Raw genomic sequence first — 19,617 nt, 5'->3', positions numbered from 1 at the left:
TTGATGCGCTCATTACGAGCCTCGCGTCACGCGACAGGTTTGTAGAAGCTGTCGACGATGCCGGCCGCGAACGACCATTTCGGGCGGATAATGCTTCCGTCGATCGCTTCCATGTAACCATTGCCATTCAACGTATGCAGCTTTCGGCCGGGCCAGTGCTTGCCGGGGCTTAAGTGCTTTACGATCTCCTGATCGAACCGTTCGTCATCCAGGCGCGTCACTTCGGCAATGCTCAAAGCTGCCCCATAGCCATTGCGGCAATCCTGCACGGGACGCAGCAGTTTGCCGTCGCGCCATATCATGTTGCCCGCGGGTCTCGCGGATCGGTCGTTGATGACAAGCGGGTTCACGGCGTGCGGTCGCCAGGGGCCGAGAAGCGTTTCCGCCGACCATAAGCACAGCGTATCGGAATAGCCGCCGATACCATCCCTTGTCACAGCAAACATCCAGAACTTTCCCGCGTGCTGGATGATCGTCGCATCGGCGGCCTCGATGCCGGAAACGAGTGTCGCGTGTTTTTCCCAGCCGAACGGAAAGCGCGTTGCCCTGTAGATGGAAATCTCGCCGCTGAGAGACGCCTCCGGAACCATCCAGATCTCACCATCCGCTTCGATGAGGAACGGATAAGACAGATGCCAGGACTCTTCCAGAACAGGGATGGCTGGGCCCGGCCGTCCTTGTTCGTCAAACTCGACGACGCTGATGATGCCCTTCTGGGTCTTCTGATCAAGATCCTCGAAGAAGAGATAGTCCTTGCCCTGCCAACGAAACGGAAACGGGTCTGCGTAAAAATGGTCGATTGGGTCCGCGAGAACCTCCCAGGGTGTCCCGCCGAGGTCGCGTCGTTGCCAAACGTCATTGTCAGAGGCGACCCGACGCCAGCCGATGCGCCAGTGGGGAGCGTGGCAGCATAGCCGATACGCAGCGCGGGCCGCGGCAGATGCCAGCATCTTGGCGCTACGAACAGTCACCGCTTTGCGGGTGATAGCGCGTGCGTGTGGCTGGGCCGTGTTGTCTGCAATACGCGGCGCGCACGGTTCTTCCGGCAAAGCCTTGATGAGAAGGATGGCTGTCCGTGACCAAACGGCCTCCATCGCGCCACCGATACCAGCCGCAGCTTCGAGGGACGCAAAGCCATCGGCAACAATCCAGCGCTCGCCGGAAGGCAGGGTGCACTCAATCTCGATATGCGGTGTTCCCTCGAAAAACAGCGCCGAAGCGAGACTGAATTCACCGGCGTGGCCGTTGAACAACGGCCGATAGATCCGTGTCGATCGGGGGGATGCGCTCCGGTTCGATGTGAGGTCGATGACAATATCCGGAGCTGCGTTGTCCGACCGGGTTCGCCAGTCCGCCAGCGCATCCGGCTCAATACGGTCGCAGAGGCAGGGCTGGTGGCGTCGAAGCACCATCTTCTCAAGCTGCAAAAGGCTTTCGAGGGCAGGCTGCGCTGCCTGATCAGCCCCTTGGACCAATTGAAGGCGCACCGTGGTACCGGCGGCGCGCTGCTCAAGCCGACGGCAGAGCCACTGTATCCACGCCGATGTGGAGGAGCGCTCCGCCACAATCTCGATGTTCAGCGGAGGGACGGAGTTTGAAACGCTGTCCATCGTCATTTATTTCTGAAGCTGTCCGGACGCCTGCAACCTGTCTTCCGATGTTTTCGGCTGTCGCCGGATCAGGCGCCGGTAGCCGTCGACCATTGCATCGAGCGAGTGTTGTTCGCGCAGCCGCTGCCCGCACTCCGATAGCCTTTGCCGCAGAAGGGGATCGGAAAGTACAGCGCGAACTGCTTTTGCAAATGACGCCGTATCGGTCGTATCGACGAAAAGGGCACAGGGCTCTCCCCTGACCTGCAAGACTTCTCGCATGACGGACAAGTCGGAACTCACAACCGGAATGCCGGCCTGAGCGGCTTCCACCGGCGCGAGGCCGAACGTCTCTCCAGACGTCGGGAAAACGAAGACGTCGAGGCTTTTCAGGAAGGCGCCGATTTCGCTGGACGGCATCTCGCCTGCGAAATGAAGCCGATCCGAAACGCCGAGTTCTGCGCCGAGAGCTCGCAGTCGTGGTGCCTCCGGTCCCTGACCTGCCAGTGCCAGATGGACATCCGGCATGACCGGCAACAATCTGATGGCGAGATCAATTCGTTTGATGGCGTTGAGACGGGCGACGCTTCCGATGATCGGGACGTCGGCTGGAAGGCTGAATTTTGCCCGCGCTTCCTGCTGCGTCATCGAAACGGTTCTGTCGGCAAAGCCGTGCGGAACATAGGTCAGTCGACGCTTGTAGGATGCCGGGTGTCCTTGGTAGTCCAGCCAGGTGGCCTTCGAATTTACAGTGATCTCGTCGTAGCAGCCGGCAATGCCAAGCACCTTATCGACAAGGGCGACCGGCCGGGAAATCGTCGCCTGCGGTGAGACGTGGTTGGCAATGATCAGTGGTACGCCGAGCAAGCGACCGACCGGAGCTGCGACAACATTGCCGAAATGCTGAAAGGTCAGCATCACGTCGGGCTTTATCGTGCGCACGAGCTGCGACAGACGACGAAGCATGGCAAGGTTCTGCGAAATCCCCTGCGGTCTCGGATCGGCCGCAAAATGCGCATTTTCGAAGTGGTCGCAGCCGCTGGTCTTGCGATAGAGGAACAGGTGATGCGCCTCGAATTCGGGCTGTCCGGAAATCGCTGGTTTCGACAGCTGTTCGGCGAGAAGGCGCGTGATCTCCTGAGCGCCCGCTGCTTCAGCTTGCGTCTGGATAAAGAGAAGACGTGTCGGACGTCGCTGCGCGCTCTCGGCCATAGGTTTTCCGGTTCACTCGTATAGTGACGATAAAGACAGCGAAAGCTCAAGAGAGGCTAAACACGATACTTAGCTTTCGAACGATACTGCGTATTACTGGGATTTTCTTGGAAGTCGTGAGGCGCGGACGTTTTGCGCGGCGCATGACCTCAACTCGACGTCTTGAACGCAGAAGAGCGGCGGGGAGCCCCTTTTTCAGCGTTGCTCTTGATGATGATCTTTGTGTACTCGCTGACCATCAGATTGAGAGAGTAACGTTCGGCGAGTTCGCGTCCCGATGCGGAGAGCCGGTCATACAGCGCCTTGTCTGCAAGCAGCAACTCGATGCAGCTGACGAATTTATCAGTGTTTTCGGCATCGACGAAGAGGGCACAGGCGGATCTTTCCACCTGCAGGACTTCGCGCAGCACCGGCAGGTCGTTCGCGATGACAGGCACGCCTGCCTGCGCGGCCTCAACGGCTGCGAGCCCGAATGTCTCTGCGGCCGTCGGAAACGCGAAGACGTCGAGACACGCAAGGAAAGTCCCGATCTGCTCCGGGTTGACCTCTCCTGCGAAATGGACACGGTCTGCAACGCCAAGCGTATGGGCGAGAGCCTCGAGGCATTCTCTGTGTGGGCCTTGGCCGGCAATGGCCAGGTGCAGATTTGGCAAATGCGGCAGCGTTGAGATTGCCAGATCAATGCGCTTCAGAGGATGCAACCGGGCGACCGTTCCCATGATCGTCACATCCTTGGGCAGATCGAAACAGTCCCTTGCCTTCTCTTTCGATAACGACGTGGTTTTCTGCGCAAAGCCATGCGGAATATGGACCAGCCGTTTGCGGTAGCTTCGTGCATAGGACTGGAAGTAATTCCAGGTCGCATGGGAGTTGACGGTTATCACGTCATAGAAACCAAGTGTGCCGAGGATGCGATCGGCCAGGCCAACAAAGCGGTTCACGGTTGCGGGCGAGGACACCTGATTTGCGACGATATAGGGAATGCCCATTACCCGCCCGACAAGTGCACCGAGCACATTGCCGTAGTGCTGAAAGGTCAACATCGTATCCGGCTTGATCTTGCGCACGATGGAGAAAAAATTCCGCGCGAAGGTGAGACATTCGCCGAGGCTTTGAGGCCTGCGGGGTGCTGCAAAATGGACATTGGGGAAGTGATCGCAGCCATCGGTCTTCCGGTACAGGAAAAGATGGTGCGTTTCGTATTCCGGCACACCCGTCAGTTGCCCACGCGAAAGCTCCTGGCCGAGAAGCCGCGAGATCTCCTGCGCGCCCGCCAATTCCGCCTGAGTTTGCAGAAAAAGCACACGCCTCGGCTGCCTGGCTCGGTTGGACAATTTCAACTCCTAATTGGTGGGGCAATAGTAGATTGTTCGTCTAAACAATAGGCTAACAGCATCGTTTCCAACAGTAACGATGATTTGTGCGGGTATCGTAAACGTACTATTTCACTTCTCACGTTGATGCCGGCAAACGACCGCGATGAACTCGGACGCCGCCATGCAGATAGGCTGCGTCTGCTTTTTGAAGTCCTGGATAGTGCTGGTACACTTGTCGCCTGATCGAGAAGACAAGGATGAGAAAGATGAAGATCAGGAGAGACGTCGACCGACCGATTTCGTTCTCGACGAGGTTGTTGACGGTGTACATGTTGACGTAGGCAAACGACAGGCCGATGAACTTGTCTCTGACATTTCCGACCGATACGACGAGCAGAAGATAGGTCGCTGACAGTGCTGCGAGAAACAGCAGGAAGCCGGCGATGCCGCCTTCGATGATGAGCGTGATATAGCCGTTGTGGAAGTTGTCGAGCACCCAGCCATAGACGCTTTTGAAGCTCGTCAGGCGTTCCGGAGTCCAGAAGCTGTCAAGGCCGAAGCCGAAGATCTCGCGTCCCTGCAATTCACGAAAGCCGTAGCTCCAGATCTTCATGCGGCTGTTGGTATCGACAGTGATGCCTGCAACGCCGATCTCGTCGGCATCGACCACGAACGTCGTCGAGACGAGATTGATGATCGGTATCGCGAACAGGAGACCGGTGAGCAGTGCTAGTCTCTGGAGGAGCTTTGGCAGTCTGGAAATCACAATCGATGCGACGCCCAGAACTGATATAAGCTGGCCGCCGCGCGATCCTGCCATATAGACCGCGAGCAAGGCGATCCCGACCATTGCGATACGACCGACAAGCGCGCCCCATTGCGCGAGCGGCGTGACGCGTTGGCGCAGGGGAAGACCAACGCCCGCGATCAGCGCGTAGGCCGCATATGCTGCGAGCCCGTTCTTTTGCCCGGCAATGCCGCGCCACTTTCCCGCATGCTCCCAGCTGCTGTCGACACCGATCGAAGGGACCAGCAGCGCGACCAGAACGCAGACGACAACGAAGGTGGAGAGGGCCGCGAACATGACCCGCAGCGACTGTTCGAGCGTAAGCGTGTTGGCGATCGCAAGCGACGTCACCAGCGCGTTGAAGATCAGGATTGCCTTGATGTAGCTGTCGGCACTTTGCACGCCCCACACCGCGGAAAAACTGACATAGAGAAGGAACGCTGCAAGCAGGGTGCATTCTATGCCGGAGGGGATCCTGAGCCCCACCTTGATAAACGCCACCACGACGATCCAGCCGGAGAGCATCAGGAAGACGAGATAACGGGCCTGCTCCGTCCAAGCGGGCAGGTTCAGCTCTTCGGCCGGCACCCACATGGAAAGAAGCAGAAGCAGGAACATGGCCGGTGCGATATAGCGATGCGCCATTTCAAAATCCGCCTCGTATCCGTTAATCCAAATGCCTCAAAGTCCCTACTCCTGAAACCCTTAAACCGGCATTAAGCAGCGGGTCGTCGTCAAGGTTATCCGTTTGATCGGTCAGGCTTGGCTTAAAACAATCTTAAGCACAGGCTGTGATAAATGCGGTGGAATGAGAGAGCCGGTGCTCTGCCATTAGCCGTGAGACGTGAACCGAATGCAGCCTCCATATCCAGCTCGGTCGAACAGCTCCGCACCTGAAGGGCTGACAAACTACCTTCAGATCGATCTGGGGCGGCTGGCCTATTGGCTGCGCCAAAAATTCCGCTGGATCGTCGCAGCGGCCCTCATCGGATTGGTGCTTGCAGTTTCCTACACGGTCATTTCCAAGCCGCGTTATACGGTGACGAGCGAACTCGTCATCGATCCCGCCGGTCTGCAGATCGTGGGCGAAGAGACGGGTTCGCGCAACGACATGCGCGAAACGCTGCTCCTCAATGCCGACAGCAAGCTTCAAACCCTGCTGTCGCGCAACGTGCTTCTCCGGGTGATCGAAAAGCTCGATCTTACCAACGACATCGAATTCGTTCCAGCTGGCGGTTTTAGCCTGTTCAGCTTCGGTGGACCCGCGACGCCGGTCGATCCGAGAATCATCGCGCTGGAATCTCTCAACAAGAGACTCGCAGCCCAGCGGGATGAGAAATCCTTCGTTCTGTTCATGTCGGTCTGGACATGGGATGCCGAGAAATCCATTCGGATTTCGCAAGCGCTGATCGAGGAATTCAAGGCCGAACTCAATGCCGGCGATGTCGACGGCGCGAAGAGAACGACAGACTCGCTTCTTGCACGGCTCACCGAGCTGAAGAAGGGTGTCATCGAGGCCGAAGAGGCCGTCGAAACATTTCGGCGCGAAAGCGGCCTTCGCTCTTCGCAAGGCGAGCTTTCCAGCAGCCGTTCCATGGTCCAGGTCGACACCCAGTTGCGCGAGGCTCGCGAACGTCTGATCGCCGCTGACTCGCGCTACAAGCAGATGCTTGCCGGTGGCAACGATTCCTTGGCGATGCAGTCCGCAACGCTTGCCGCGCTGCGGGCCCAGTATTCGACCCTCAAGCAGGAAGCCGACGAGCAGTTGCTGACGTTCGGTACAAGGCATCCGAGGAGGGCCGCGGTTCAGTCGCGGCTGCAGTCGCTCGACCAGGAAATCGCCCGGGAAATGTCCCGGCTGACGCTTGCTGCCCGCAACGAATACGATCAGGCAAAGGCCGTTGTCGAAAAGCTCGAAGGTGAATCGAAGACCGTTTCTACCAGTGTGTTCTCGGATAACGATGCGCAGGTGCGTCTGAGGGAATTGTCGAGAGAGGCATCTGCGAGAGCCGCAGTCTACGAAGCCTTTCTCGGACGGGCGCGAATGGCAGCCGAACGTCAACAGCTCGATACGACCAATCTTCGTGTGATCTCTGCGCCTATTGCTCCGAGAGAGCGCAGCTGGCCGCCGAGCATCGCGCAGGCGGCCGTTTTCGGCGCCGCAGTTGGACTGACCCTGGGTGCACTCGGCGTGCTCGCTTTCGGGATCGCGATGGATATCAACCATCCGCAGCGGGCGCCGGAACACGCCCGCACCGAGACGCTGGACGAAGACTATCGGAAAGAGATCGAGCGCAAGCCTGCACCGCGCACCGGTTCGTTGTTGTCGATGCTCCCGGACGAGCCATCGCCTGCGCCGCGCTCGTATCGGTGGAACCCGGACGCCTGATGGGGCGCAGTTCTGCCCGAGAGAATAGGGCGGATTTTAATGGTCGGCCTCACTCCATGTTAACCGATTTGGAAAGAACAAAGCCCGCGTTTACTCATCGCTGGCCGGAGTGCTGTATCTGAGAGCACGGTCAGCCCTTCGCTTCATCTGTTCCAGCGAAGATATCCTGAAAGTATCAAGACCGATTGTCGACCCTTGGTGACGAACGGATGTTAGGGAGTGGATTTCAATGAATTCTATGCTCATGAACAAGGACATCATTGCCAACTGGGAAGACCGCCACGCGCGTTTGTTCGGCAATGAGATCGTCAAGCTCAATCATCGCCTCCTTGAAACGGGTCTGTTTTCGAGGGAGGCTGTTGGCAAGTTGATCGAACGCTGCCCGGATAGCGAGTTCGGGCTGGAATCCATGTCCGACGACATCACCAACCCATCGCGACTTTATGGCGTCCGCAACGGCATTTCGGGCGCTGAGGCACTCGCTGCAGTCGAAAAGGGCCGCATGTGGATGAACATTCGCCGCGTGATGGACTGGGCGCCGGAATATGGCCGTTTGCTCGACACGATCTTTTCCGAATTCGCAGGCCGCATGCCCGGGTTCGAGACCTTCAAACGCAATCTCGGAGTGCTCGTCTCGTCTCCCAACGCTAACGTCTTTTACCACGCCGATATCCAGGGCCAGTCGCTTTGGCAGATCGAGGGCAGCAAGCGTGTCTATCTTTACCCGCGCTCGGAAGTGTTTCTGCGCCCGATGCAGGTGGAGAAGATCCTGCTGCGCGAGACCGATGAAAAAATGCCCTACGAGACGTGGTTCGACGAATACGCGACGGCTGTCGATCTGCATCCGGGAGAAATGGTGACATGGCCGCTTTATGCACCGCATCGCGTACAGAACCATGATTGCATGAACATCTCCGTGACGATGGAGCATTGGACGAAGCAGATCTGGAATTCCTACGCGGTCCATTATGGCAACGGCGTGTTTCGCCGCACGCTCGGCGTGAAGGGCCTGTCGACCGAAAATTCGGGCCTGCATGTCTATCCGAAGGCGGTGGCTGCTTTTGCCTGGAAGAAGGCTGGGAAGCAGAAAAAGGGTGATGTCGTCGTCAAGCGCGATTTCAAGCTTGATGCATCGGCCGAAGGCGGTCGGGTCGCATTGACCTGAGAACAGGACAAACTACCGAAGACCAACTCCCCGACAGAATACGATCGAGAAAAGCCCTGAATCCATGAAAGTCACCGTAGAAGAGACGTTCGATTTTTCAGGGCCGGAATATCGCCGCCTCTATTCGGAAGGGAAGGGCACTGCCTTTCAGGCGCCGATGTGGCTCGACATGCTGCACCGGCGCCTCGGTCCTTCCCTGGGCGCGAAGCAGCGGACGGTGACGTTCCGCAACGAAGCCGACGACAGTCTCCTTGCCGTGCTTCCCCTCGTGATGCAGCGCTCATCCGGGGTGATGATAATCCAGCCTGCGGATTTCGGTATCAGCGACTACAACACGATCGTCTGCGACGCGGAGCGTTTCGAGCAGATCGCCGCATCACCGGCCGTTTTAAAGGCGTTGCGCGAAACGCTTCGCGGTGCCGACCTGCTGATGTTCCGCAAGGTTCGTGCCGATGGCTTCGACATCCAGCGTCTGTTCAAGGGGGCTCGCGAAAGCCGGGGAGAGAACTCTGCCTACGCGTTCGATATCGGCGACGATTTCGACCATTGGCGCCTAAAGGTGATGAACCGCAACTTCACCAAGAACCTTGGCAGGTTGCACCGACAGACGGAAGCAGCCTACGGCCCCTACCTGCACAAAGCCATTACGGACGAGCAGGAAATCCGCGCGGTCTTCGACTTCCTTCGGGAGGCGCGACAGGACCGTTATTCGGAGAACCTGCTGGATCGCCATGAATATTTCGATCTCTATCGTGATTATGCCGTCGCAGCGGCGGCTTCAGGAGAAGCTGTGCTTTACGTCAGCTATCTCGCTGGAGAACCTGTCGCTGCCCTGTTCGGGCTGGCAGGCGACGGCGAGTTTCACGCAACGCTGCTTGCATCCGACATCAAGAAGCATCAGAAAATCTCCGCCGGAATGCAGATCCTTTACCGCGTCGCACAGCTGCGCCACCAGGACGGCCACAAAGTAATGGATCTCTGCCTCGGCGATCCCGGGTACAAAACGCATTTTCGCCCGACGGAAACGACGATGCGCAATATCACCGTAGCCCTGTCACTCAAGGGTGCTGCGGTCGCCGCCATTTATCACCATGCGAAGCCGCTCAAGAACTTCCTGAGAAAAGGGGTCGCCAATGTCCGGTGATGCATCCGACCACGTGGCGCCCGCTGCCCACCGCACCTTTGCCGGTCGGATCGGCGCGCTTATCCGCCGGCCGGATATCGGCGGGATGGCTGTCGTCGTCGGCGTCAAGATCGGCATGGTGTTGCTCAACTTCACGCTGATCACGCTTGCTGCTCGGCTTCTCGATCCCGAAGCGTTCGGACATTACTCGATCCTCTACTCCGCAGCGGGGCTGCTCTGCATCGTGGCAGCCGCCGGGCAGGAACCGTTTGTGCTGCGGATGTGGAACGAGATGACGGCCGCGGGCAATGCCGCAAAGCTGAAAGGCGCGCTCTACTTCACGCTGCTTCTGTCGCTCAGCGGCACCGTTATCGTCGCGATCGGTCTGTATTTCTGGGCTTCCGCATTGGTCGATGGCCAGACAGCGATAACCTGCGTCATCTATATGATGATCGTCTCCGTGCTGCAGATCTGTATGCATCTTGTGCGAACCGAGATCGGCGTTGCCTCGGGAGACGGCGCGGGCAACGCCATTGTCGGGAGCGTGCCCGTCCTCTATCTGCTCGCCTGTCTCTTCAGCGGGACACGCCCGGATACGGCCCATCTCTTCCTGGCCTTGGCGGTCGGAGCAGGTCTTGCTCTCCTTCTGCAGCTCTACCTGATCCGCGGACGCATCCTGCACCGGTTTCCAGACTTCCAGCGTATCCGTGCGGTTGCGGACTACCGGCTATGGCTTCCGCGATCGGTCCGCTTCTGGCTCGCGACGTCTCTCGAAGCTACTAATCAGTACATAGACGTGATCATCATCGGCTATCTGATGGACCCTGTAATCGCAGGGGCCTATTTCGTGACGGTTCGCCTCGCCAATCTGTTTGCGGCCGCTGCGGACTCCGTCAATCTGTTCGGAACGCGCCATCTCCCGGGGCTCTACTATCGCGGAGAACAGCGGGCGCTCAACAAGATGCTCGACAGCCTTGCCTGGATAACCCTTGCCTTCAGCGCGATCGGCCTGATCGGCATTCTGGTCGGCGGCTATTTCGCCCTTCTGCTGATCAACGAACCCTATGCTGCGTATTTCCCGGAACTGCTGGTCCTCTGCCTCGGCACTGCGGCGCTCGGAACGACGAGGCCCTCTGTGATCATGCTGCTTCTGGCAGGCCACGAAGGCCGCTATCTACAGATCATGGCCGTGTGCGTCGTGGTGCGGATTGCCGGCTTCTTCCTGTTCGTCCCGCATTTCGGGGTGATGGGCGCCGTTGCGACGACCGCTGCCGCTTTCGCACTTCAGTCGATCGTCTTGCGCATTGCGGACAAAGCCCTGACCGGGTTCGACTCGTCGATGTTCCGGCTTCTCTTGAGGCGGGCATGATAAAAGGGCTGCAACGAATTCTTTCCGCTGTGTCTCGCGGGTGTATTTCGGAGCCGGAGATCCTATCTAGAAGTCTTCCGCATCATGATTTTCCAGGACTTTTCCACAGATGACGAACTCTCCCGTTCCGGTTTTCGACGGTCATAACGACGTGCTCTTGCGTCTGCGCCTCAGCGACGCGAAGGATCCTGTCGGTGACTTTCTGGACGGGCGGAAGGATGGTCATATCGATCTGCCGCGAGCCCGCGAGGGTGGATTGGCCGGGGGTCTCTGCGCCATCTATGTGCCGTCGCCGTCCATGGCAAAGGACCAGAACGGCGATTTTCCGACCCCGGCTCAACCCGAGGCGCTGAACCAGACCATCGCCATGGCTCGGATCCTGTTGGATATCGAGCGCCGTTCCAACGGCGGGGTCACGGTCTGTCGGACTGCGGACGATCTCCGCCGCTCGATTGCAACGGGCAGCTTTGCCGCTGTGATGCATATCGAGGGCGCCGAAGCAATTGCCGGGGATCTCGATGCGCTTTACGTGCTTCACCAAGCGGGCTTGCGAACTCTTGGTCCCGTCTGGAGCCGTCCGAACATCTTTGCCTATGGCGTTCCGTTCAAGTTCCCGTCAACGCCGGATATCGGCCCGGGCCTGAGTGACGCCGGACGAGACCTGATTCGTGCGTGCAACGACCTCAGGATTATGGTCGATCTGTCGCATTTGAACGAGGCCGGTTTCTGGGACGTCGCAAAAATCTCGAAGGCGCCGCTTGTCGCATCCCATTCCAATGCGCACGCGCTCTCTGCGCACAGCCGAAACCTCACGGACCGCCAGCTCGACGCGATCCGCGATACAGGCGGGCTCGTCGGCATCAATTTCGGTGTCCTGTTCTTGCGCGACGACGGGCGCAGAGACGAAAGCACGAGCCTCGATGTGCTTGTGCGGCACATTGACTATATCGCCGAGCGGATCGGAATCAATCACGTCGCGCTAGGCTCGGATTTCGACGGTACGACCGTGCCTTCGGACTTAAAAGATGCAAGCGGCCTTCCGCGCCTGATCGAAGCCCTGCGTAACCAGGGCTTCTCGGACGAGGATATCGCGAAGATCTCATTCGAAAACTGGATCGACGTGCTGGACCGAAGCTGGGCTGCGTGAGCGGCACAAAGCGGCCGCCGGCAAATGTGCGAAACGTTGAAAGCGACCTGACCCGGCGTCAGACGCCAGCGCGAGTTTCTCAAACGCCTGAGAGATGCATTAGCGTGCCATCGCGTATTTGTAGGGTTGGCCGCGTTCCAGGGTGCTGCCCGACGGCAGGACGTAGGAAGCCGCGACGGCTAGGCTCACGACTGCGAACGATGCGGAAAGCAGAGCAATTTTCATGTGATAATCCCTCCCTCACATGTAGGGAGAAAGCTCTTGGCGCGAATTTGGTTCCCGGGGTCAGAAATGGTTTGCGGTGCCGATCGGCAGCCTCAGCATTCTTGCTTCTGTTCGCCGGGACAGATCCCAATTCCATTCTCGGTCACGACGAATGCAAGGCCCGCGCCTTCGAACGCCTGGCGCAGCTGAGCCTCGGTTGATCTGTGAATATCGTGTCGCTGGCCCTCGTAGTCGCGTACGGTGCTGCGCGACACGCCTGAGCGATCGGCAAGGTCCGACTGGGTCCAGTCGAGGAACCCTCGGGCCGCCCGGCAAAGCGCTGGAGACAATATACAAGTTTGCGCGGCTTGACCCATCGCTCTATTCTGCCCATATTGGTCAATACAAATCATATAGGTCAATTTTCGATAGATTGCTAGTGGCGCGTATTGTGCGCTCTCAGGCCATCGAAACGCACGAGGAACAGACACATTGGGATAACGCTGGGCCCATATTTCCTGCTTGTTCTTCTGGTTCTGCCGTTTGTCGGCAGTCTTGCTTCGGCATTTTTTCTGAAGACATCGTCGCGTGTACTCCCCTCCTGGACTGCCGGTGGGGTATCGCTTGCATGCCTTCTAATCGTCATTGCCTCCTACCCTTCGATCACGGAGGGCCAGGTTGTCCGCTTGACGTTCGAGTGGATCCCCCAGCTTGGGCTTGAGTTCAAGTTACGGCTTGATGGCTTTGCGTGGATGTTCGCGCTTCTGATCGCCGGCATCGGACTGCTGGTCGTCATCTATGCGCGATACTACATGTCCGAAGAGGACTCGGTTCCGCGCTTCTTCTCGTTCCTGCTGGCGTTCATGGGGGCCATGATGGGGATCGTGCTTTCCGGCAACGTCATCCTCCTCTCGATCTTCTGGGAACTGACGAGCATCTTCTCGTTCCTGTTGATCAGTTACTGGCACAACAGTTCCGCTGCCCGCGATGGTGCGCGTATGGCCCTGACGGTGACCGGCATCGGTGGGTTCTGCCTTCTCGTCGGCCTCCTGCTTCTCGGCAATATCGTCGGAAGCTACGACCTCGACAAGATCCTGGAGGCAGGCGACGTCATTCGTGCGCATTCCCTCTATGTCCCGGCACTCGTCTTCGTCCTGCTCGGCGCTCTGACAAAAAGCGCGCAGTTTCCGTTCCATTTCTGGCTGCCGAACGCGATGGCAGCGCCGACGCCGGTATCGGCCTATCTCCATTCTGCGACCATGGTAAAGGCCGGGGTCTTTCTCCTGGCGCGCATGTCTCCGGCGCTGTCCGGCAGTTACGAATGGTTCATTCTCGTCGGTGCGGCCGGCATGATCACGCTTCTGCTGGGCGCATACTTCGCGATGTTCCAGCAGGATCTGAAGGGTCTGCTCGCCTATTCCACGATCAGCCATCTCGGCCTGATCACCACGCTGCTCAGCCTCGGGAGCCCGCTGGCAACGGTCGCTGCGATCTTTCACATGCTGAACCATGCGACGTTCAAGGCGTCGCTGTTCATGGCAGCCGGTATCATCGACCACGAGACCGGTACGCGTGATATGCGAAAATTGAGCGGACTGTTCCGGTTCATGCCGATTACCGGCACACTTGCCATGGTCGCCAGTGCGGCGATGGCGGGCGTCCCGCTTCTGAACGGCTTCCTGTCGAAGGAGATGTTCTTCGCAGAAGCGGTCGAGACCCACGCGGACTCGTTCCTGGACCGCATCCTTCCTTACGTCGCCACTCTCGCCGGTGCGTTCAGCGTCGCCTATTCGCTTCGGTTCATCCACACGGTCTTTTTCGGGCCGAAGCCAGTTGGTCTTCCCAAGGAAAAGCCGCACGAGCCGCCGCACTGGATGCTGTTCCCGATCGAACTTCTGGTCGTCGCGTGTCTGGTCGTCGGCGTCATTCCGGCGATCGCCGTTGGACCGATCCTGCAGGCGGCCGCGATGGGCGTACTCGGGCCGGATACGCCTGAATACAGCCTTTCGATCTGGCACGGCTTCAACCTTCCGCTCGTTATGAGCATCGTTGCTCTTGTCGCCGGCGCGCTGATCTACATCCTCCTTCGAAATTATCTTGCGCAGTGCAAAGACGGTGCGCCTGTGTTCAGACGCTTCCGCGGACAGCGCATCTTCGAGCGTATCCTCGTCGAAGTCTCATGGCGCTGGGCAAGGCTCGCGGAGCGGCGGATCGGTACCCGCAAGCTGCAGCCGCAGTTGCGCTGGGTCGTGTTCACCGGCTTTGTCGCAGGTCTCCTGCCGCTCTGGCTCTCCGGGTTCGAGCCGCGGCCGTTCGTGTTCTCCGGGGTCGACAAGGCCTTCGCGGCCATCTGGCTGATTGGTATTTGTCTGGCGCTCGGCACCGCGTTTCTTGCGAAATATCACCGTTTGGCGGCGCTCGTCATGCTTGGCGGCGTCGGGCTGATCGTCTGCGTCACGTTCGTTTGGTTGTCGGCGCCTGATCTCGCGATCACGCAGCTTCTGGTCGAGATCATCACGACGGTACTGATCCTTCTCGGCCTACGCTGGTTGCCGAAGCGGAACGAAATCAATGATGCACCGATTACCGTCCGCGCCCGGCTGAGACGCTTCCGGGATCTTGCGCTCGCCGTTTTCTGCGGTGTCGGCATGACCTTCATATCCTATGCGGTGATGACGATGCCGGTGCCGGACGCTATCGCTACTTACTTCCTGGAAAACGCTTATTCGCAGGGCGGAGGCCGCAACGTCGTCAACGTGATCCTCGTGGACTTCCGCGGCTTCGATACGTTTGGCGAAATCGCAGTTCTCGGCGTGGTGGCGCTCACCGTCTATGCGCTGCTTCGCCGTTTCCGGCCGGCCGACGATACGATGGCGATGCCCGAACAGCAGCGGGCACAGAACCGCTTCGACGAAGAGCGGCCGGATCGGTCTGCGGGCGATACGGCTCGGGACTACATGCTGATCCCGTCGGTCATCATGCAGTGGCTCTTTCCTGTCATCATCATGTTCGCTGTCTATCTGTTCCTGCGTGGTCACGACATGCCGGGCGGCGGGTTCTCGGCAGGCCTGACGCTGTCGCTCGCCTTCCTGCTGCAGTATCTGGCCGGCGGAACACGCTGGGCAGAAGATCGGATCCGAATTCTGCCGCTGCGCTGGATGGGTGCTGGTCTTCTGACTGCCGCCTTAACGGGTATTGGAGCCTGGGCTTTCGGCTACCCGTTCCTCACCTCGCACTTCCAGTATATCGAGCTCCCGCTTGTCGGAAAAATGCCGGCGGCAACGGCATTGCTGTTTGATCTCGGCGTCTTCTCGCTCGTCGTTGGCTCGACGGTTCTGATCATGGTGGCGTTGGCGCACCAGTCGATCCGCATCAATCGCCTGCGGGCAATCGATGCAGCAAAGACGAAGGAAACCTGATGGAAATCATTCTCTCCATCGCCATCGGCGTCATGACCTTTTGCGGCGTGTGGCTCATCCTGCGCCCACGGACCTATCAGGTCATCGTCGGGCTTTCCCTTTTGGCCTATGCCGTCAACCTGTTCATCTTCAGTGTCGGCGGGGTGAAGACGAATGTGCCGCCGGTTCTCGTGGACGGCACGGCCACCGCAAGCCTTGCGGATCCGGTGCCCCAGGCACTTGTGCTGACGGCAATCGTTATCGGCTTTGCCACGACGGCACTGTTTCTGGTCGTGCTTCTCGCCTCCCGCGGCCTGACCGGCTCCGACCATGTTGACGGCAGGAGCGACCCGTCATGAACGGCTGGGCGCATCACCTCATCATAGCACCGATCCTGGTCCCGCTGCTTGCGGCGGCAGTGCTGTTGTTCATCGACGAACGACAGCGCGTTGCCAAGGCGATGGTCAGCCTGACGTCGGTGGTGATCCTCGTCTGCGTTTCGTTCGTGCTGTTTCGTATCGAGAGCGGTCCGAGCGATTTCGAAGGCGTCTATCTGCTGGGCAACTGGGCCGCTCCATTTGGGATCGTGCTGGTGCTCGACGGGCTGTCGGCGATGATGCTGCTTTTGACGGCGCTGGTGGCGCTTGCGTCGCTTGTCTATTCGATGGCCCGCTGGCACATTGTCGGAGCCCATTTCCATACCATGTTCCAGCTGCTGCTGATGGGGGTGGACGGCGCATTCCTCACCGGCGATCTTTTTAACCTCTTTGTTTTCTTCGAAGTGATGCTTGCTGCATCCTACGGTCTACTTCTGCACGGCTCTGGTCCGCTGCGGGTAAAGGCCGGCCTCCATTACATTGCCGTCAACCTTGCCGCAGCACTTCTCTTCCTGATCGGCGTCAGCCTGATTTACGGCACGGCCGGTACGCTGAACATGGCCGACCTTGCCGCGCGCATTCCGCAGATCGAGCCGGACCGACGCATGCTGATGGAAGCCGGCGCCGGCGTGCTCGGGATCGCATTTCTCATCAAGGCCGGCATGTGGCCCCTCTGCTTCTGGCTTCCGACCGCCTATAGCGCCGCTTCGGCACCCGTCGCCGGCGTTTTCGCGATCCTCAGCAAGCTCGGCATCTATGTCATCTTGCGTCTGATCATGCTGCTGTTCGAAACCGGGCCATCGGCCGGGTTCGGATCGACATTCCTGCTCATCGGCGGTATCGCGACAGTGGTGTTTGGAACGATCGGCGTGCTTGCTTCCCAGGCCTTGGGCCGGTTGGCCGGATATTCGGTTCTGGTGTCGTCCGGCACGCTTCTGATGGTGCTCGGCATCAACGATGGTGCGGTCTCGTCCGGCGCACTCCTCTATCTCGTGAGCTCGACCCTGACGATCAGCGCCTTCTTCATGCTGATCGAACTTGTCGAGCGTGGTCAGGATGCGGGCGCTAGCGTCCTCACCGTGACGATGGAAGCCTACGGCGACGCCGACGACGATGAGCCGCAAGAGGGCGACGGGGTCACGATGCCCGGGACGATGGCGATCCTCGGCATATGCTTTGCAGCCTGTGCAATCCTTCTGTCCGGTCTGCCGCCGCTGTCTGGCTTTATCGCCAAATTCGCAATGTTGTCCGCGATGATGGGTACCGGCGCCATTGGCGTGCCGCCGACTGCTGCTGTCTGGACGCTCATCGTTCTCGTCATCCTGTCAGGCGTCGCAGCGCTTATCGCGATGACGCGTGTTGGCATCAGGACGTTCTGGAGCTCGATCGAGGGCACCGTGCCGCGGGTGCTGGTCATCGAGATCGTACCAGTCATGTTCCTTCTGAGCCTTACCCTTGTGCTGACGGTTCAGGCTGGACCTGCGATGCAGTACATGGACACGACGATACGGACCCTTGCCAGCCCGGAAAATTACATCAACGCCGTCAGAAACGCGACAGTCCTGAAGGGCGTCGCCGACAGCAACGGACAGGGAGGCGATTGATGTTTCCCTTCCCGATCCTTGCCGTCTTCCTGGTCCTCATGTGGCTGCTGCTGAACGGGTTCACGCTCGGCCACCTGATTATCGGCACGATGGTCGCAGTCTTTGCATGCTGGGCTATGGCTTCGCTGAGACCGGAGAAGCCGAGACTCGGCAAATGGTACCTTCTGCCGAAGCTTTTGGGGATGGTGCTCTACGACGTTGCAAAGTCGAACGCGCAGGTTGCCGCAGTCATCCTGAGGAGCGGTTCGCGGCGGCATAATCCGGCCTTCCTGACGATCCAGCTGCAGACGCACAACCATTTCTCGCTGGCGGTGCTCGCGATCGTTCTGACGAGCACGCCCGGCTCAGCCTGGCTGGAATACGATTCCAATGACAATACCGTGCTGTTGCATGTCCTCGATCTCGACGACGAGGCGAAGTGGCGCGATATGGTCAAGAACCGCTATGAAAAGCTCTTGATGGAGATCTTCGTATGAGTGCCATCATCGTCTTCACAGCTGTGGCTGTCGCACAATTGATGCTGGCTGCGGCCATGGCTATCGCCTCTGTGCGCATGTTCGGCGGCCCGAGGGCGCAGGACAGGATCATTGCCTTGGACACGCTCTACATCAACGCGATGCTGATGCTCGTCACGTTCGGGATCGGCACGGGTCGGGTCATCTATTTCGAAGCGGCGCTGGTGATCGGCATGCTGGGTTTCGTGGCAACCGTGGCGCTCGCCAAATTTCTGATGCGGGGTGAGGTGATCGAATGAGTGAAGCCACTGATCTGCCGCTCTGGGCCGCGATCGCGGTCGCGGTATTCCTGCTTGTCGGTGCGGCGCTGGCGCTGATCGGCGCCATCGGCTTTCTCCGGCTGCCGACGTTTTACGAGCGCATCCATGCGCCAACCCTCGGCACCAGCTGGGGTGTGGGCGGCGTCATGGTCGCGTCGATGATCTTTTTCTCCGTGACATCAGGTCGACCAATGATGCACGAGATCCTCATCGGGATCTTCGTCACGGTTACGACGCCGGCCACCTTCCTTCTCCTCGCACGCGCCGCGCTGCATCGAGACAGAGTTGAGAAGACGAAAGGCGTGCCGGAGAAACACCGCGCCGATATCGTAAACAACGATTGAGACGGATCTGTCCTGCGGTCCGTTCCGGTTGCGGGACTAGTCCGGCAGAAGGCCGATATGGTCGAGTTTCGCGCTGCGTGCGGCTCGTCCACCCGGAAGTCGTAGCGGCTCTTCCTCAATACCGTACCGAACCGCCATCATCAGGACATGGGTCCCAAGCATGTCCAGTCCTTCGGTGATCCGATTGCTTTCCAGAAGCTCGACGATGGCGATATGTTCAGCACTCGCGTTTTTGCGCGTGGGCAGCGTGGAACGGTGCGATCGAAGTGCCGCGACCTTGCTCGACACGAGCTGGTAGGCGTTGAACAGATACGGATTGCCGCAATTCTCCAGTGATGCATCGTGGAAATGATCATCAGCGCGGGCGGATCGATGGTTGTCGCCCGCCTCGCACGCCGCCATCATGTCTTCGGCAGCTGCCCGCATCGCCTTTAACGTTTCATCGCGACGACGCGACATGGCGAGGCGAACTGCCTCGATCTCGATCGTCTTGCGGAATTCGCACAGGTTTTCCGTATCTTCGCGAGTCGGCAGAAAGACGAAACTTCCCCTTTGCGGACGCACATCGATGAGGCCCTGCTGTTCGAGCGTTGCGAAGGCTTCTTTCACCGGGCTCCGACTGACGCCGAGAGTGGTCGCCAGCTTGTCTTCCGAAAGTGCGTCACCCAACTCGAGCTCGCCATCGATGATGGCTCGTCTCAGCCTCTCGGTCACCCTTGCGCCCAACGAGGATCGTGGTTTTGCATCCATTCCTACGGTCCCTTCCTTCCCGGAGCGGATCATACGCTCCGACGCGGCATAACCGAATTCTGTACGCG

The 19,617-nt window shown here is 59.1% G+C and carries 18 protein-coding genes; 11 read left to right on the top strand and 7 right to left on the bottom strand.

Translation table 11 applies throughout. The features are described 5' to 3' along the window. Positions 1–26: 26 nt before the first annotated feature. The 4 genes from ACQY1P_RS03105 to ACQY1P_RS03090 all read right to left on the bottom strand — a co-directional run bounded on the left by ACQY1P_RS03105 (position 27) and on the right by ACQY1P_RS03090 (position 5,549). Positions 27–1,610, bottom strand: a complete 1,584-nt coding sequence (locus ACQY1P_RS03105) for a glucosamine inositolphosphorylceramide transferase family protein (protein WP_430252832.1) — start codon at positions 1,608–1,610, stop codon at positions 27–29. A 6-nt stretch (positions 1,611–1,616) separates the two neighbouring features. Then, positions 1,617–2,801 carry a glycosyltransferase family 4 protein gene (locus ACQY1P_RS03100; protein ID WP_430252830.1) on the bottom strand — a complete coding sequence of 395 codons (1,185 nt, stop codon included), beginning with the start codon at positions 2,799–2,801 and terminating at the stop codon, positions 1,617–1,619. Positions 2,802–2,950: 149 nt separating this feature from the next. Further along, complete coding sequence (locus ACQY1P_RS03095) at positions 2,951–4,135, bottom strand: glycosyltransferase family 4 protein (protein ID WP_430252828.1); 1,185 nt, start codon at positions 4,133–4,135, stop codon at positions 2,951–2,953. A gap of 118 nt (positions 4,136–4,253) precedes the next feature. Then, positions 4,254–5,549, bottom strand: coding sequence for an O-antigen ligase family protein (locus ACQY1P_RS03090; RefSeq protein WP_430252826.1), 1,296 nt, complete (start codon positions 5,547–5,549; stop codon positions 4,254–4,256). Positions 5,550–5,757: 208 nt separating this feature from the next. Here ACQY1P_RS03090 and ACQY1P_RS03085 point away from each other — a divergent pair, with 208 nt between their 5' ends. The 5 genes from ACQY1P_RS03085 to ACQY1P_RS03065 all read left to right on the top strand — a co-directional run bounded on the left by ACQY1P_RS03085 (position 5,758) and on the right by ACQY1P_RS03065 (position 12,097). Beyond that, the gene (locus ACQY1P_RS03085; RefSeq protein WP_430252824.1) at positions 5,758–7,293 is read left to right on the top strand and encodes a GumC family protein; all 1,536 of its coding nucleotides are present in this window, start codon (positions 5,758–5,760) and stop codon (positions 7,291–7,293) included. A 229-nt stretch (positions 7,294–7,522) separates the two neighbouring features. Continuing rightward, positions 7,523–8,458, top strand: coding sequence for a hypothetical protein (locus tag ACQY1P_RS03080; RefSeq protein ID WP_092664204.1), 936 nt, complete (start codon positions 7,523–7,525; stop codon positions 8,456–8,458). Between the two features lie 64 nt (positions 8,459–8,522). Then, complete coding sequence (locus ACQY1P_RS03075) at positions 8,523–9,602, top strand: GNAT family N-acetyltransferase (RefSeq protein ID WP_430252822.1); 1,080 nt, start codon at positions 8,523–8,525, stop codon at positions 9,600–9,602. Continuing rightward, positions 9,592–10,950 (top strand): lipopolysaccharide biosynthesis protein, encoded by a 1,359-nt coding sequence (locus ACQY1P_RS03070; protein WP_209898277.1) that lies wholly within the window; start codon positions 9,592–9,594, stop codon positions 10,948–10,950. Before ACQY1P_RS03075 ends, ACQY1P_RS03070 begins: the two co-directional genes overlap by 11 nt. Positions 10,951–11,059: 109 nt before the next feature. Then, complete coding sequence (locus ACQY1P_RS03065; protein ID WP_430252820.1) at positions 11,060–12,097, top strand: dipeptidase; 1,038 nt, start codon at positions 11,060–11,062, stop codon at positions 12,095–12,097. 99 nt (positions 12,098–12,196) lie between these two features. Here ACQY1P_RS03065 and ACQY1P_RS03060 read toward each other — a convergent pair whose 3' ends face one another. Both ACQY1P_RS03060 and ACQY1P_RS03055 read right to left on the bottom strand, forming a co-directional pair. Beyond that, positions 12,197–12,322, bottom strand: a complete 126-nt coding sequence (locus ACQY1P_RS03060; RefSeq protein ID WP_256413830.1) for a hypothetical protein — start codon at positions 12,320–12,322, stop codon at positions 12,197–12,199. A gap of 92 nt (positions 12,323–12,414) precedes the next feature. Further along, on the bottom strand, positions 12,415–12,723 hold the full coding sequence (locus ACQY1P_RS03055; RefSeq protein WP_062458994.1) for a helix-turn-helix domain-containing protein: 309 nt from the start codon (positions 12,721–12,723) through the stop codon (positions 12,415–12,417). 75 nt (positions 12,724–12,798) lie between these two features. Between ACQY1P_RS03055 and ACQY1P_RS03050 the strand changes: the two genes are divergently transcribed. The 6 genes from ACQY1P_RS03050 to mnhG are packed head-to-tail and all read left to right on the top strand — an operon-like array spanning position 12,799 to position 18,799. Continuing rightward, positions 12,799–15,720, top strand: a complete 2,922-nt coding sequence (locus ACQY1P_RS03050) for a monovalent cation/H+ antiporter subunit A (protein ID WP_113110280.1) — start codon at positions 12,799–12,801, stop codon at positions 15,718–15,720. Beyond that, positions 15,720–16,058 (top strand): Na+/H+ antiporter subunit C, encoded by a 339-nt coding sequence (locus ACQY1P_RS03045; protein ID WP_062458996.1) that lies wholly within the window; start codon positions 15,720–15,722, stop codon positions 16,056–16,058. The genes ACQY1P_RS03050 and ACQY1P_RS03045 overlap by 1 nt, the downstream gene beginning before the upstream one ends. Then, positions 16,055–17,680 carry a monovalent cation/H+ antiporter subunit D gene (locus tag ACQY1P_RS03040; RefSeq protein ID WP_192078608.1) on the top strand — a complete coding sequence of 542 codons (1,626 nt, stop codon included), beginning with the start codon at positions 16,055–16,057 and terminating at the stop codon, positions 17,678–17,680. The genes ACQY1P_RS03045 and ACQY1P_RS03040 overlap by 4 nt, the downstream gene beginning before the upstream one ends. Then, a complete protein-coding gene (locus ACQY1P_RS03035) occupies positions 17,680–18,156 on the top strand; it encodes a Na+/H+ antiporter subunit E (RefSeq protein ID WP_062459002.1) in 477 nt (158 codons plus the stop codon). Before ACQY1P_RS03040 ends, ACQY1P_RS03035 begins: the two co-directional genes overlap by 1 nt. Further along, complete coding sequence (locus tag ACQY1P_RS03030) at positions 18,153–18,434, top strand: K+/H+ antiporter subunit F (RefSeq protein WP_062459005.1); 282 nt, start codon at positions 18,153–18,155, stop codon at positions 18,432–18,434. The genes ACQY1P_RS03035 and ACQY1P_RS03030 overlap by 4 nt, the downstream gene beginning before the upstream one ends. Continuing rightward, on the top strand, positions 18,431–18,799 hold the full coding sequence (gene mnhG, locus ACQY1P_RS03025) for a monovalent cation/H(+) antiporter subunit G (protein ID WP_062459008.1): 369 nt from the start codon (positions 18,431–18,433) through the stop codon (positions 18,797–18,799). Before ACQY1P_RS03030 ends, mnhG begins: the two co-directional genes overlap by 4 nt. A gap of 36 nt (positions 18,800–18,835) precedes the next feature. Here the strand turns inward: mnhG and ACQY1P_RS03020 are convergent, their stop codons facing one another. Further along, positions 18,836–19,549, bottom strand: a complete 714-nt coding sequence (locus tag ACQY1P_RS03020) for a GntR family transcriptional regulator (protein ID WP_062576427.1) — start codon at positions 19,547–19,549, stop codon at positions 18,836–18,838. Positions 19,550–19,617: the final 68 nt, after the last annotated feature.

Source organism: Neorhizobium sp. DAR64872/K0K18, from assembly GCF_050500175.1.
Taxonomy (GTDB): Bacteria; Pseudomonadota; Alphaproteobacteria; order Rhizobiales; family Rhizobiaceae; genus Neorhizobium; species Neorhizobium soli.
This window is presented reverse-complemented; position numbering and strand designations above follow the sequence as displayed.

Coding starts and splice junctions, on each gene's coding strand:
- ACQY1P_RS03080 (WP_092664204.1), top strand. CDS start 7,523: ATGAATTCTATGCTCATGAACAAGGACATCATTGCCAACTGGGAAGAC.
- ACQY1P_RS03040 (WP_192078608.1), top strand. CDS start 16,055: ATGAACGGCTGGGCGCATCACCTCATCATAGCACCGATCCTGGTCCCG.
- ACQY1P_RS03020 (WP_062576427.1), bottom strand. CDS start 19,549: ATGGATGCAAAACCACGATCCTCGTTGGGCGCAAGGGTGACCGAGAGG.
- ACQY1P_RS03090 (WP_430252826.1), bottom strand. CDS start 5,549: ATGGCGCATCGCTATATCGCACCGGCCATGTTCCTGCTTCTGCTTCTT.
- ACQY1P_RS03065 (WP_430252820.1), top strand. CDS start 11,060: ATGACGAACTCTCCCGTTCCGGTTTTCGACGGTCATAACGACGTGCTC.
- ACQY1P_RS03105 (WP_430252832.1), bottom strand. CDS start 1,610: ATGGACAGCGTTTCAAACTCCGTCCCTCCGCTGAACATCGAGATTGTG.
- ACQY1P_RS03070 (WP_209898277.1), top strand. CDS start 9,592: ATGTCCGGTGATGCATCCGACCACGTGGCGCCCGCTGCCCACCGCACC.
- ACQY1P_RS03100 (WP_430252830.1), bottom strand. CDS start 2,801: ATGGCCGAGAGCGCGCAGCGACGTCCGACACGTCTTCTCTTTATCCAG.
- mnhG (WP_062459008.1), top strand. CDS start 18,431: ATGAGTGAAGCCACTGATCTGCCGCTCTGGGCCGCGATCGCGGTCGCG.
- ACQY1P_RS03045 (WP_062458996.1), top strand. CDS start 15,720: ATGGAAATCATTCTCTCCATCGCCATCGGCGTCATGACCTTTTGCGGC.
- ACQY1P_RS03085 (WP_430252824.1), top strand. CDS start 5,758: ATGCAGCCTCCATATCCAGCTCGGTCGAACAGCTCCGCACCTGAAGGG.
- ACQY1P_RS03030 (WP_062459005.1), top strand. CDS start 18,153: ATGAGTGCCATCATCGTCTTCACAGCTGTGGCTGTCGCACAATTGATG.
- ACQY1P_RS03060 (WP_256413830.1), bottom strand. CDS start 12,322: ATGAAAATTGCTCTGCTTTCCGCATCGTTCGCAGTCGTGAGCCTAGCC.
- ACQY1P_RS03035 (WP_062459002.1), top strand. CDS start 17,680: ATGTTTCCCTTCCCGATCCTTGCCGTCTTCCTGGTCCTCATGTGGCTG.
- ACQY1P_RS03075 (WP_430252822.1), top strand. CDS start 8,523: ATGAAAGTCACCGTAGAAGAGACGTTCGATTTTTCAGGGCCGGAATAT.